This is a genomic window from Rhodobacteraceae bacterium IMCC1335 (assembly GCA_039640495.1).
In the GTDB taxonomy this organism is placed as follows: Bacteria; Pseudomonadota; Alphaproteobacteria; order Rhodobacterales; family Rhodobacteraceae; genus Thalassovivens.
In genome coordinates this window covers 3,609,843-3,623,695 of record CP046864.1, presented here as the reverse complement: position 1 = coordinate 3,623,695, position 13,853 = coordinate 3,609,843, and the positions used below count along the sequence as shown (strand labels likewise).

General features: G+C 52.3%; 12 protein-coding genes, 1 tRNA gene and 1 pseudogene. 5 read left to right on the top strand and 9 right to left on the bottom strand.

Translation table 11 applies throughout. From position 1 onward, the window contains the following. The first annotated feature begins 108 nt into the window (after positions 1-108). Positions 109-741, top strand: a complete 633-nt coding sequence (locus tag GN241_17635; GenBank protein ID XAT59021.1) for an IS3 family transposase — start codon at positions 109-111, stop codon at positions 739-741. Between the two features lie 689 nt (positions 742-1,430). Here GN241_17635 and GN241_17630 read toward each other — a convergent pair. The 8 genes and pseudogenes from GN241_17630 to GN241_17595 form a co-directional block, all read right to left on the bottom strand. Continuing rightward, a complete protein-coding gene (locus GN241_17630) occupies positions 1,431-1,712 on the bottom strand; it encodes a hypothetical protein (protein XAT59020.1) in 282 nt (93 codons plus the stop codon). A gap of 55 nt (positions 1,713-1,767) precedes the next feature. Continuing rightward, the gene (locus GN241_17625; GenBank protein ID XAT59019.1) at positions 1,768-1,980 is read right to left on the bottom strand and encodes a hypothetical protein; all 213 of its coding nucleotides are present in this window, start codon (positions 1,978-1,980) and stop codon (positions 1,768-1,770) included. Between the two features lie 52 nt (positions 1,981-2,032). Further along, positions 2,033-3,118, bottom strand: coding sequence for an alanine/ornithine racemase family PLP-dependent enzyme (locus tag GN241_17620; protein ID XAT59018.1), 1,086 nt, complete (start codon positions 3,116-3,118; stop codon positions 2,033-2,035). Further along, positions 3,115-4,314: a DUF1611 domain-containing protein gene (locus GN241_17615; GenBank protein ID XAT59017.1), complete on the bottom strand. Its 1,200-nt coding sequence runs from the start codon at positions 4,312-4,314 to the stop codon at positions 3,115-3,117. The genes GN241_17620 and GN241_17615 overlap by 4 nt, the downstream gene beginning before the upstream one ends. An 83-nt stretch (positions 4,315-4,397) precedes the next feature. Continuing rightward, complete coding sequence (locus GN241_17610) at positions 4,398-5,156, bottom strand: hypothetical protein (protein XAT59016.1); 759 nt, start codon at positions 5,154-5,156, stop codon at positions 4,398-4,400. A 70-nt stretch (positions 5,157-5,226) separates the two neighbouring features. Then, positions 5,227-5,580, bottom strand: coding sequence for a hypothetical protein (locus tag GN241_17605; GenBank protein ID XAT59015.1), 354 nt, complete (start codon positions 5,578-5,580; stop codon positions 5,227-5,229). 65 nt (positions 5,581-5,645) lie between these two features. Beyond that, positions 5,646-5,888, bottom strand: a pseudogene (locus GN241_17600) (hypothetical protein). A gap of 799 nt (positions 5,889-6,687) precedes the next feature. Further along, positions 6,688-6,763, bottom strand: a tRNA-Lys gene (locus GN241_17595). Between the two features lie 106 nt (positions 6,764-6,869). Here GN241_17595 and GN241_17590 point away from each other — a divergent pair. From GN241_17590 to GN241_17575, 4 genes are all read left to right on the top strand, one after another. Continuing rightward, on the top strand, positions 6,870-7,703 hold the full coding sequence (locus GN241_17590) for a diaminopimelate epimerase (protein ID XAT59014.1): 834 nt from the start codon (positions 6,870-6,872) through the stop codon (positions 7,701-7,703). Continuing rightward, a complete protein-coding gene (gene mtaB / locus GN241_17585) occupies positions 7,700-8,956 on the top strand; it encodes a tRNA (N(6)-L-threonylcarbamoyladenosine(37)-C(2))-methylthiotransferase MtaB (GenBank protein XAT59013.1) in 1,257 nt (418 codons plus the stop codon). The genes GN241_17590 and mtaB overlap by 4 nt, the downstream gene beginning before the upstream one ends. A 25-nt stretch (positions 8,957-8,981) precedes the next feature. Beyond that, positions 8,982-9,632 carry a glutathione S-transferase gene (locus GN241_17580; GenBank protein XAT59340.1) on the top strand — a complete coding sequence of 217 codons (651 nt, stop codon included), beginning with the start codon at positions 8,982-8,984 and terminating at the stop codon, positions 9,630-9,632. A 189-nt stretch (positions 9,633-9,821) separates the two neighbouring features. Further along, positions 9,822-10,427: a glutathione S-transferase gene (locus GN241_17575; GenBank protein XAT59012.1), complete on the top strand. Its 606-nt coding sequence runs from the start codon at positions 9,822-9,824 to the stop codon at positions 10,425-10,427. 80 nt (positions 10,428-10,507) lie between these two features. Here GN241_17575 and carB read toward each other — a convergent pair whose 3' ends face one another. Then, positions 10,508-13,852 (bottom strand): carbamoyl-phosphate synthase large subunit, encoded by a 3,345-nt coding sequence (gene carB, locus GN241_17570; protein XAT59011.1) that lies wholly within the window; start codon positions 13,850-13,852, stop codon positions 10,508-10,510. Position 13,853 lies beyond the last annotated feature (1 nt).

Genomic DNA, 13,853 nt, shown 5'->3' with positions numbered 1-13,853 from the left:
TGATGGCACGATCGTCTTTTTGGGCCTTCTACCGACGATACCAATTTTTCAGTGCCACCAATTTTGGTTGTTCCGAATAAGAGAATGCTACTTTTGGGCGCTGTCTAGATAGTTGGTGGTTTTGATGGTGCTTTTGAACGGAGCGTTGAGGGCGAGCGGCGTGCTTGCGCTGTTCTGGATGTAGCCCGCTCAAGTCTGCGCTATCAAGCCAAACCAGTAGATGACAACGAACTTCGCTTGGCGATGAACCGGCTGGCCAAGCAATATGGGTGGTATGGTTATAGGAAAGTCACAGCCCTGCTGCGCATGGAAGGCTGGCGTGTTAACCACAAGAAGGTCGAGCGCTTATGGAACGAAGAAGGTTTGCAGCTGCCGCGCCGGCACAAGAAGCGCAAACGGCTTTATCATAAAGACAGCTCCATCATCAGGCTGCGGCCCACACATCCCAATCATATTTGGGCGATCGACTTTGTGCACGATAAGCTTAGCAATGGGCACAGCTATAAAATGTTCACGGTTCTAGATGAATATACCCGTGAAGCGCTCTGCGTGGCAGTGCGGTCCAAAATGAATGCGAACGACGTTTTGGAGACATTGCACCCGCTGCTGATTAAACATGGTAAGCCAGAGTTTATTCGCTCTGACAACGGACCCGAGTTCATTGCCACGCATCTACAGGACTGGCTGAAGAGGATCGGCATCAAACCAATGCAAATCTATCCGGGCAGCCCTTGGGAATGATGAGGGGTTAGAAAACAGTGTGGGACACGGTTTTCCCGACACATGATACAACGAGCGCTTTAACGGCACCTTGCGAAAAGAAGTCCTCAACGCAGAATGATTCCACACCACACGACAAGCCCAGGTCGCTATCAATGTTTGGCTCAGGCAATACAACCAGATCAGACCTAATCACGCATTAAACATGCGCCTACCCGCCCCAGAAACCCTATTAGAGAAACCAAAAATCAATGGGCGAATTTAGGGGGCTGGACACGCTTACAAGCACAATGGCCGTTGCAGACTCCATGGGGGCCTATCAACAGGCGCTCGGACTCAGGAGGGCCTAAAGCGCATCTCAGAGGCGAATATCAAGCACGGACGGCAGACGAAGCCCAAGCTAGCAGCCCAGCGTCATGCGGCAGCAGTCGGGCGTCGGGTTATAGGCGAGCTAAAGCGGATTGAAAACCAGCTGGTTGATGCGGGGCTTATGCCTGATGGCGATTAGAAATCACAGCCAAGCGGATGATCTCTGGGCTCGTTTTAAAGTACCTGAATGGGGAGTGTTTTGTCATACGGCGAGGCTACGAAACCGCCCTGCACGGCTCAAGCTCGTTTTGTCTGACAGTACCCAATCACCTCTTGTCTGGTCCAAACTATCTGGATCGTGGAACGCGGACTTCGGGCAAATCCTAGCTATTTTCAGATTTCTAGAATTCGTCAAATTCCGGAACAGTGCCAAGTCTTATAAGGAAACTTGGCGATCCAACTTCTCCGCTGTTTGGGTCCTCAATGACCATGTAGGCGTCGGCTCCCGCGCAATCCTCTGATAGAGCTTCCCGTTCGGCTCTGTTTTGTGCCTCCGAGGCTGTGGAGTATTCAAATTGCTTGGCAATTTTGAGACCTGCCTGCCCATTGCGCCCAGCCTTCGTTTCAATATATGTCTGGCAGATATAGTGAATTTTTTCTGCAGTTTGCTCTGAATTTGTCATGGATTTATCCTGAGCGGAATCGATGGCGATAAGGAAATTGGGGAGCGGCACAAGATCAACGCGTTTTGCGCACTAATGTAGTTTTGGTTTCTGGTGGTGTATCTGCTTCTCTTTCGAGGCGGGCGTTGCGAAGTCGGGTAATTTTAGCTTGTCGTTCTTCCGCATCTTCATCCACCATCCTCCTGGCAACACGCGTTGTCTTGTCCATTTTGTTCTCTGGTTTAGCATCATACGCTTTAAATACATTCTTTTTTGTGAGCTTCGCCATTTATCAGTTTCCCTTTTTGTGATTTGAGATTGGTTCGTCTAGGCGGAGGTTTTCAAACCAGCATAAGGTGTTCGGACTTGCTCTGGATTTGTCGCGATTGTGTTGTGGGCTGATCATGGAGCAGGTTTACTTCGATGTCTGGTGCGGCCATCGCATGCATCAAAGCTTTGTAGTCCATCTGAAACCTCACTTCGGATCCCAACTTCAGCACGGATTGGTTCGTCCCGATGACCAGATGATCGCTGGTTGCACCGATCAATGTGTGTCCTACAGGCATTGAAAGCCCCAAAATGTCTGTGTCCTGATGCCCTATTGCGAGGATAAGGCGCGTGGTGACGCCACTGATGGGCGCAATGCGGAAAGGTGCAGGTTTTGCATCTGTTTCAATAACTTCAGCAACAAGCGTGAAGGCGTCCGTGTGCATTCCGTCAATCTGGTCGCCAGACACCGGTTCAATGCCCAGAAGTATTGCCTCCCCCAGTCTTAGGTCGTTGATGCGGCCAGTGTTTCGTTCTCCAAGCGCCCACGGTAAGTTTGCTGAGTTGCCACCGGACACAATTTTCATGAATGGACCACACACACCCTCAACTTCGTTCGCGAGGTCGCAAAGAGAGGCCATTTGAGACGCAGTGGGGGCGATCCCGCTCAAACAGGCAAAGTTTGCGCCTATGCCTTTCAACGCTACCCCTTGCATTATCATGACCTGCTGCGCAATTTCGGCCACGTTCTCGGGTAAAATACCTTCGCGCTGATCGCCCAGCTCGACCATCAGTATGATACCGTGAACCTTATCTTTGCGGATGGCGGCAGACGCCAAGGCCGCAATGACAGCGATCTCTGTGTTATAGCTCACTTCATAGCATCCAACCACCTCATCGGCTTGACTTAACATTGGCGTCCGGATCAGTGTGACCGAGCATGCAATGCCTGCTTGGCGTAGCCTCTGCACATTATTGATACGGGCATCCGCAAGCCCCAAGGCGCCACCGTCGAGCATGGCTTGGCCGATTGCAGGATGCCCGCAGACAGCCTTGGTGACGCCGGTGACGCCGATTCCACGCGGACCTAAACGCCGAGTGACGGTTTGCGTGTTGCGACGTATCTTGCGTAGATCCACTTCGATGCGTGGGCAGCTCATGTCGCGGCCATCGAAGGCACTTGCGTCAAACTGGGGTATGCAGCCACCACCATCGCAAGCAAATGTGCAGCCGGTCGGGCCAATGCATCCGTCACAGGAACTCCGAGTTGCTGTGATTGTGCTGCGATGGTGTCGGTGATTTCGGCCTCAGACATCCCCTCGTGATTGAGCGTGATACAGATGACCTTTGTATCAGCAAAGGATTCGATCAGGGCGATCTCACTAGCCGGGGAAGGCATTGGCATATTGGGAAAGTCGCAGCGATGGGCGCGTTTAGGGGCGTATTGAAGGATGACAGCGTCTGGCTGGCTACCGCGCAGGATAAAAGCGGATGCGCAGAATGCGGGATGGCTCAGTGCGCCTTGACCTTCGATTAAAATAACATCGGGTTGTTCAACTTCAGAAGCTGCAACAATCGCGCCTTCGAGTTCGCCACAGCAAAACTGGGGCGGTACGGCATCCATTGCTATACCGTATTTCGCACCCTGCATTAGACCTGTTTGACCGGTACAAACAAGCACCGTCTTGATGCCCTTTGCATTCAGCGCGCGCGCCAAAACGGTTGCCGTGGTCCGCTTTCCAATGGCGCAATCCGTGCCGAGAACTGCAATTCGAAGAGCTTTGACATTACTGACACTGCCATCGAACAGGCGCATGTCTTTGCTGGGTTTCGGCTTGCGGATGTCCCGTATCGTGACATTCCGTTCGGATCCGGCAGTGGCTATCTCATGGTCGTCGCTCAGATACTCATGCAGCCCGCTCACGATGTTCATGCCAAGCGCAATCGCATCTAGAACAACGCCTCGATCCGCAGGTGAAAGCCGCCCCGTTGCGGGGGCCATCCCATAGATCAACGTATCAGGAATGACGGATTCATGGGCAACTGCGGCATCCAGATGACCAAAGATCGGTATGTGGTTCATCACATCGTCGAGAACGGATCCGCTGTCTTGTCCGCCATAGGTGCTGTCGATTACAGAAAGGATGCGATACGCCTCTGAATGGCGCACAAGGCCATTCGCAGTCTTGCCATCGATTTGCGCAAAGTTCCCTTCGCAATAGACGACTGCCGATGGTGGCGCTGTGGCCCGCGTGATTGAAGCCACATGTTTGAGTTCGCTGTGGGTCGTTGCTGACGCTTGCGCGCCTCTGATGGGACGACGGATGGTGTCGACAGTTTCAAATTTGGTTACCATTGTAGTTTCCTTTTTGGGTCAACACGGAGGACAGAACTGTCCCAACCTGCGCATTTTGAAGTCTGTGTTGCCGTGCTTTGCGCCTAGTCGTTAAGCACGCACAGCCCCTTTGATTTTTGGAAGTTCTTATTGCACTCCCAACGGTTACCTGACCTGTCCAGATGCGCGTATTCGGGAACGTCGATCAAGTCGCATGTCTCGCCAGACGCGGCGTATCCACGAGCACATTTCCACCCTGTGCCGTAGGTTGCGTCGTCGAAAAATGCATTTGCAGGCATCACGACGGCTTCGCACAGACCGTTGTTTTCAAGGAAGCCACGCTCGCATGTCCACGGCTGACCGTATCCTGACCCATTCAGATAGGCGTTGGCCGGAACCGCAATGGCAGTACACAGGTCGCCAGTTACTTCGAACCCACGTTCGCACGTCCACGTCGAGCCATATGAGGCATCTGCCAAGTATGCATTCGCTGGCAGGATGATCTCCTGACACGTGTCATCAACCTTGATGAAGCCGCGCAAACAACGCCACCGTTCGCCTGACGGGTCCAAATATCCATATTCAGGCACATCTACTGCAACACATGCAGTTTTATCAATACTGCGAAACCCATGCAGACATTCCCATCCGGAACCGTAGGACCGGTTCGTTTCGTATGCGTTTTGCGGCACAATCACAGCGACGCAGTCATTTTCGTTCAGCCGGAATCCAATATTACATTCCCAACCGTCACCGTAACTTTTGGCACTGGCGTTCTCAGGCATTGGCTGAGCGGCGGTTTGGGCAAATGCTGGTAGGGCTAACAGCAGGATTGCAATAATCGACCCAATAACTGGGGCCATGATCGTTGGTATGTCCGTTGCGATATGTGCAATATTAGATTGCGGGGGTCGCGGCTCCGTTAACTGTGATTTACGATCCATCCAACTCAAGCCTCGCAAGACACGCGTCTGCCAGATCCCGGCTTGGGGTATCAGTGCCCGGCAAAGTAGCCCAGCCAGTTTCCATCATGGCTTTGCGCTGCTGAAAGCTTGAAGCTTCTTGAAGTGCTGCCAGTTTTGTAGTGCGTTCCGTATCAGCCTCTGACAGATTTAGGCAAACGGGCACCATCGCCAATGTAACTTCGTCAGCAGCAAAGCTTCGGGCCATCTCGTCTGCACTGCCTACAGTTGTCCAGCCGCCCCAGGTGAAGCCAAAAATAGAGACAGTAACTGCGCCAACCAAGGCGCCGTAAACACCGGGTTTTGTCCATTCTGGAAATGTCATTTTTGATCCTCTGACGGAGAAAGCGCCGCCGCACTATTTTTGACTACGTTAGTGTTTGTGTTGGCCTAATCCTGCGCCAGTACCAACTCCAGGTCACGCTGATCAACTGCGCGCAGCTCTGACTTTCCTGCGTGCCAATTGATCAATAGAAACGTCGCGGTCCATCGATACGCCGCAAAACTGTAGCTTTACATGACTTCGTCATCTGCCAACACTTCATATTCGCCCGCGGGCAGTTCATCGGTGTATCCCGCGACCACAAACGGATGAAGAAATGTCACAACTGAAGTTGTCGTGCGCGCTAACATCGGCGACCTTCCCAAACATCAGATCCCTGCTACAGGACCTGACTGCTCAATTTTCATGGTAAAGGATTGTGATCCGCTTTGGCAGGCTGTTGGGCCTATGCTGCAGAGAACAACAACTTTCGTTCATCTGATATAGTCTCTTAGCGTCGGAAATACAACCTTAGAGATTCCAGCTCCATTTCTCAGTCCTCCGTTTCCTAAACATAGTGGTGGACCAGTTCAAATGGGGAGGCTCACTACGTCGCGTTAAACACCGGAATACATATCCTTCTTCCGGCTTCGCGTTTCTTTCGTACCTTCGTCGCTGCCATCATGGAATATCCCAAACCAACGGTCCCATGGGTGCTGCCAGACGAATGAGAACTCGCATCAGATTGCTAGCGCAGCCTGAATCTATGCGCTAATATTTGGCGCCACTCACTAAGAGCGGCGGCGCGGTTTCGCTTGAAATTGAGGCGTTAACATAGCTGTACCCTCCCCCAACAAAATCCCGCTCCAATGAATTTACAACGCTAACACTTAAGGCCCGTGGTCCGAGACGCGGGGGCCTGAGGCTCAACTGTAAGGATTAGGTGGAGTAACCCCTACTTTTCAGCGGTCAAATATCTGCATATCAGACGCTGCGCCATAGCTACGAAACTAAACAAGACTTTAATTCGAAATTAGGTGTATGCTTTGGATCGTCTTAACCTTCCTATTAAAGTCGGACCTACTTGCAAACGGGTATGTTTTTGGAACCCATATGGAACCCGAAACAATATTGTATCCAGTAAAATTCCCACTAAACCCTTGTTTTTATTGGTGAGCCGTGATGGGTTCGAACCATCGACCTACTGATTAAAAGTCAGTTGCTCTACCAACTGAGCTAACGGCCCACTAAGCGGCTTACTTAAAAACACCGCGCGGTGTGGTCAACCCCGAAAACAAAGAAAAACTCGCAATCTATGGATTCATTGCTCTGAGCGAGATATATCCTCGCTCATGAACAAATCGCTGACCCCTAACTGGCCGTTTTTAAAAATGCACGGTCTTGGAAATGACTTTGTGATCCTGGATTGGCGCAAGGCCGCTTTAGATTTGCCTGCCACATTGATTACCGGTTTGGCCGACCGTCATCGTGGCGTAGGCTTTGACCAGCTCGCCGTCATAGAAAGCGGCACTGGCGATGCCCATTTACGGTTTTTCAACGCTGATGGCTCGGTTTCGGCAGCCTGCGGCAATGCAACCCGCTGCATCGCGCGATATTTGATGGATGAGCTCGAAAAATCCAGCTTGCATCTCACAACGGATCGCGGCGCCTTGCGCGCGGAAAAATCATCCGATGGTTTTGTCTCGATAAATATGGGGCAGCCGCTGCTCGCGTGGCAGGATATTCCGCTTTCCGAAGCGATGGACACGCTTGTTTTGCCAATCAAAGGAGACCCAAGCGCAACAGGTATGGGTAATCCGCATTGTACCTTTTTTGTCGAGGATATCGCCGCAATCAACCTAGAAGCGGATGCAGCACCGATCGAACATCATCCCCTTTTCCCCGAACGCACGAATGTACAATTTGCGCAGGTGATTGGCAAAGATCACATCCGAATGCGCGTCTGGGAACGCGGCGTCGGGGTCACGCTTGCCTCTGGCTCTTCGTCTTGCGCCACAGCCGTGGCGGCCGCGCGCCGCGGCTTGACGGGACGCAGCGTTAAAATTGACGTGGATGGGGGCAGCTTACAGATCGATTGGCGTGAAGATGGGGTCTGGCTAACGGGGCCGACCATGCATGTCTTTTCAGGTCATTTAACCACTCAATTTCTGGACAGCCTGCAATGAGCCAAGCGCCAAAAATCACCACATTGGGTTGCCGGTTAAATGCCTATGAATCAGAAGCAATGCGCGCCTTGGCCGAACACGCCAGCTTGGGAGATGCGGTGATTGTGAATACCTGCGCGGTCACTGCTGAGGCAGTTCGCAAATCGCGCCAGGAAATACGGCGGTTGCGGCGTGAAAATCCGGCCTCAAAAGTGATCGTGACCGGATGCGCGGCGCAAATTGATCCAGACAGCTTTGCACAGATGCCCGAAGTAAACGCCGTGATCGGCAATAATGAAAAAATGCAGGCGGCGACATGGTCGGCTATGGTCGGGGATCTGATCGGGGATACCGAAAAAGTCAAAGTCGACGATATCATGTCGGTGACCGAAACCGCGGGTCATTTGATTGATGGCTTTGCCACACGGGCAAGGGCTTATGTACAGGTTCAAAACGGCTGTGATCACCGCTGCACGTTTTGTATCATTCCCTTTGGGCGCGGCAATTCGCGATCCGTACCCGCCGGCGTGGTGATCGAACAAATCAAGCGGTTGGTGGATAAAGGCTATAATGAAGTTGTTTTAACCGGCGTTGATCTCACGAGCTGGGGGGCCGATTTACCCAGCGCCCCAAAACTGGGCGATCTGGTGATGCGCATCTTAAAGCTTGTTCCCGATTTGCCACGGTTGCGGATCAGCAGCATTGACAGCATTGAAGTGGATGAAAATCTGCTGACTGCGATCGCCACTGAATCGCGCTTAATGCCGCATTTGCATCTTAGCCTGCAACATGGCGATGATTTGATTTTAAAGCGCATGAAGCGGCGCCATCTGCGCGATGATGCCATCGCATTTTGCGAAACGGCGCGCAAACTGCGCCCCAATATCACATTTGGCGCAGATATCATTGCGGGTTTTCCAACCGAAACCGAAGCGCATTTTGCCAACTCGCTGAAACTGGTGGAAGAATGTGATTTAACCTGGCTGCATGTTTTCCCTTATTCCAGCCGAGAGGGCACGCCAGCGGCGAAAATGCCGGCAGTGAAAGGCCCAGATATAAAACACCGCGCCGCCAAATTGCGCGCGCTTGGTTCGCAAAAAGTTGCGGCGCATCTCAAAGCCCAATATGGTAAAACCCATGCAATCTTGATGGAAAACCCCTCAATGGGGCGCACCGAACAATTCACCGAAGTGGTGTTTTCGACACCGCAAGCCGAAGGGTGCATTATATCCGCAAAAATCATCGGCATGCGGAACCAACAGCTGGTCGCCTGATGGCCCCCAGATGCACCGCGCTCGGATGACCCTGCCCATTCTATATAGTTTTCGGCGTTGCCCCTATGCCATCCGTGCCCGGCTTGCGCTGCAGGTCTCTGCCATTTCTACAGACCTGCGCGAGATCGTTTTGCGCGACAAAGCGCCCGCTTTTTTATCTATTTCGCCCAGCCAAAGCGTGCCCTGTCTGCAGCATGACAATTTTGTGATTGATGAAAGCCTTGATATTATGATCTGGGCGTTAAGGCAAAATGACCCACAGGGCTGGCTAAAAATGCCCGATGCAGGTTATGCGCTGATTGACCAGAATGACGGAGCGTTTAAAGCCGCATTAGATCGTACAAAATACCCCAACCGCTTTCCCCAAGATGATCCGCTAAAAAATCGCCAGATCGCCAGCGAATTTTTACAACTCTTAAACGAGCAGCTGCAGGCAGGGTTCTTATTCGGGCCCAGCGCAACCTTGGCAGATAGCGCGATATTGCCTTTCGTGCGCCAATTTGCCTTTATCGATAGAGCCTGGTTCGACGCCCAGCCATGGCCCTATTTGCAACGCTGGCTCGAGGGCTTTCTAAGCTCTGATGCATTTCATCTTGTGATGCAAAAATATCCCAAATGGCAAGACGGCGATCCCCCAACGCTGTTCCCAAGCCAGCCAAGCGCCACGTCTAAATAATAGGATATGCTTCAAAAAGGTTTGGCCCGAGCTGATCGAAATGAATAATCCGGCGCGGTGCATCTACGCCTCTGGAACGCTGGCGCAATCTTGGCTGCGCATTTAATAGGTAAAGCGCAAATAGCGCTGGAAAAGCGGTCAGCCGAGCGTTAGCTTGCGGTGAAATGTTTACGTAAAGGCAAATTTACCATGCAATTGATTTTTTCGGCCGCCTCGCCCTTTGCCCGCAAAGTCTATGTCTTGATGCATGAAACCGGACTGACAGAGAAAATCGCTTTAAAAACCGTGCAAACCACGGCCTTTAACAGCGCTGCAGATTTGAAAGCCGCAAACCCGCTTGCCAAACTGCCCACTTTGATCACAGAAGATGGCGGGGCATTGTTCGATAGCCGGGTGATTTGCCGCTATTTGGATGATTTTGCAGGCAGCAATTTTTATCCCAAAGAAACTTTATGGGATGTGCTGACTCTGGAAGCCTTGGCCGATGGCATAGCAGAATCGGCCGTTTCGATGGTCTATGAACTGCGCCTGCGCGCCGCGCATGAGCAATCGCCCGGCTGGATCGAAGCCCAATGGGCAAAAGTTGCGCAAGCCCTTGATGCATTAAATTCGGGGGATTTCTCTGCGCTAGATGGGCCGGTAAATATGGGGCAATTGGCGTTGGCCTGCAGCTTAGGTTATCTTGATTTCCGCCATGAGGCGCGGGCTTGGCGCAACGGGCGCGACCGATTAAGCGCTTGGTATCACCGTTTTTCACAGCGCAAATCTATGCTTGATACCCAGCCTGACGGCTAATCCAAACCGGGCGTAACGCGCAGGCTGCCCCCAAGCCAATTTGGCCGCGCATACCCGCGCTCTGGGAAAATTGCGCCCGCTTAGCCTTGCAAAGATTTGACGTTTAATGCGCCTTCTTCGCGCGCTTGCATCGCCAGCGCCGCCGCATAAGAGGCCGCAGCTGTGGTGTAATAGGGAATTTTATCGAAAAGCGCGACCGCACGGATATCACGGCTATCCTCCACAGCTTGCGCCCCTTCGGTTGTGTTCATCACCAAAGAAATCTCTTCATTTTTCAGCATATCAACGATATTCGGGCGGCCCTCATACATCTTATTCACAACATCGCAGTTGATCTTATGCTCCGATAGGAAGGCCGCGGTGCCCCGCGTGGCGACCAAAGCGAAGCCAAGCCCAACCAAGATCTGCGCAGTTTCCACCATCTGTTCGGTTTTATCTGCATCTTTGATCGATATAAACACGCGCGTGTCTTTCCCTGGCTTGGGCCGTGGTAAATCCATACCAGCGCCCATCTGTGCCTTTAAAAATGCCCTTGCAAAACTTTGATCCCAGCCCATCACCTCGCCAGTCGAGCGCATTTCAGGCCCCAAAATTGTATCTACACCCGGGAAGCGCGCAAACGGCATCACCGCTTCTTTTACGCTATACCAGGGCATATCGGGATCGGCCAAGGTCATTGGATCAGCGATCGGCACCGATTGTTCATAAGAGGCTTCGCCGTAGGGCGCGCGCAGTGGAAAGTTTTCCATCGGCTCCCCCGCCATCAGACGCGCCGCAATCGAGGCAATGGCGCTATCGGTGGCTTTGGCCACAAATGGCACAGTGCGGCTGGCGCGCGGATTGACTTCAATCAAATAAATCTCGCCATCTTTCACCGCGAATTGAATGTTCATCAGCCCCACAACACCCAGCGCCAGAGCCAAGGCCTGCGTTTGCCTTTTCAATTCCTCAATAATCTCAGAAGAAAGAGAATAGGGCGGCAAAGAGCAGGCGCTGTCACCTGAATGCACGCCGGCTTCTTCGATATGCTGCATAATGCCCGCGACATGCACGGTAGTGCCGTCACAAAGCGCATCCACATCACATTCAACGGCGCCCGCCAAATAACTGTCAAGCAAAACAGGGCTATCCCCAGAGACCTCAACCGCATCTTTGATATAACGTTCCAATTGACCCATATCGCGCACGATTTCCATCGCCCGGCCGCCCAGCACGTAAGACGGACGGATCACCAAAGGAAACCCCAGCCCTTGGGCAATTTCAATCGCCTGTTCATTCGTGCTGGCGATGCCATTCTTGGGTTGCTTTAGCCCCAGATCTTGCACCAGTTTTTGAAACCGCTCGCGATCTTCGGCCAAATCAATCGCATCCGGCGTGGTGCCCAAAATTGGAATACCCTCAGCGTCCAGCGCTTTGGCCAATTTTAACGGGGTTTGCCCGCCAAACTGCACGATCACCCCGTGCAAAGTGCCCATTTCTTGCTCAACCCGCAGAATTTCCATCACATGTTCGAATGTAAGCGGCTCAAAATATAGCCGGTCTGAGGTATCATAATCAGTAGAAACCGTTTCAGGATTACAATTCACCATGATGGTTTCATAGCCCGCATCGGTCAGTGCAAAGCAAGCATGACAACAGCAGTAATCAAATTCGATTCCCTGCCCAATACGGTTTGGGCCACCGCCCAAAATAACAACTTTTGACGCCTCGGTCGGGCGCGCTTCACATTCCACATCGCCCATCATCGGGGTTTCATAGGTGGAATACATATAAGGGGTTTGAGCTTCAAATTCAGCCGCGCAGGTATCAATCCGCTTGAACACCGCCGTCACACCCTTAGCGTGGCGCAGCTGGCGTATTGCGGTTTCGCTCTTCCCCGTCAAATGGGCAAGACGGGCATCGGTAAAGCCGAACATTTTCAACTCGCGCAGAGCCTCTGCATTTTGCGGAAGCCCATTTGTCTTCACGGCCTCTTCCATATCAACGATTTCGCGGATCCGGGCCAAAAACCAGGGATCAAATTTGGTGACGGCAAAGATTTCATCATCGCTCAGCCCATGGCGCATCGCTTGCGCAATCGTGCGCATCCGATCCGGCGTTTGCAAACTGATCGCGCGCACAACCGCAGCTTTTTCAGGCGCCCCTTCGATCTCAACCTCATCAAAACCGGTCAGACCGGTTTCCATAGACGCCAAGGCTTTTTGCAACGATTCATGAATCGTGCGGCCGATTGCCATCGCTTCGCCGACAGATTTCATCGCCGTGGTCAGCTCGGGCTGCGAGTTGGGAAATTTCTCAAAGGCAAAACGTGGAATTTTGGTTACAACGTAATCGATTGTCGGCTCAAAGCTTGCAGGTGTTACCCGGGTGATATCATTGTCCAGCTCGTCCAGCGTATAGCCAATGGCCAGTTTGGCGGCAATTTTTGCAATGGGGAACCCGGTTGCTTTAGAGGCCAGCGCAGAAGAGCGCGACACGCGCGGGTTCATTTCAATCACCACCATACGCCCATCTTCGGGATTGATCGCCCATTGCACGTTCGAGCCCCCAGTCTCCACGCCGATTTCGCGTAACACGGCGATCGAATGGTTGCGCATGATTTGATATTCTTTATCCGTCAATGTCAGCGCTGGCGCGACGGTGATCGAATCGCCCGTATGCACGCCCATCGGATCCACATTTTCAATCGAACAGACGATAATGGCGTTATCCGCGGCGTCGCGCACCACTTCCATTTCATATTCTTTCCAACCCAGAAGCGATTCATCCACCAAAATCTGGTTCACCGGCGAAGCATCCATACCCGTGCGGCAATAATATTCAAAATCATCGCGATTATAGGCCACGCCGCCGCCTGTTCCGCCCAACGTAAAGGCTGGGCGAATGATCGCGGGCAATCCGATTTCATCCAAGGCCTCATTGGCCATGCGAACGCCGGCGTTCAAATCCGTTTTACCTTCGGCATCTTTCGGCGCGGTAATAATCGTGGCTTTGGGGTTTTCGATCCCCAACCGATCCATCGCTTCGCGAAATAATTTACGATCTTCAGCCATTTCAATCGCATCACGCTTCGCGCCGATCATTTCAACGTTGAATTTGTCTAAAACGCCCATTTCCTCTAGCGCCAAAGATGTGTTCAACGCAGTCTGTCCACCCATCGTGGGCAATAATGCGTCGGGGCGTTCTTTTTCAATAATCTTGGCAACCACATCGGGGGTGATCGGTTCGATATACGTGGCATCCGCCAAACCCGGATCGGTCATAATCGTGGCCGGGTTGGAATTGACCAAAATCACCCGATACCCTTCTTCTCGCAACGCTTTGCAGGCCTGCGTCCCTGAATAGTCAAATTCACAAGCTTGTCCGATAACAATAGGACCGGCTCCGATGATCATGATCGATGAAATATCGGTTCTTTTGGGCATT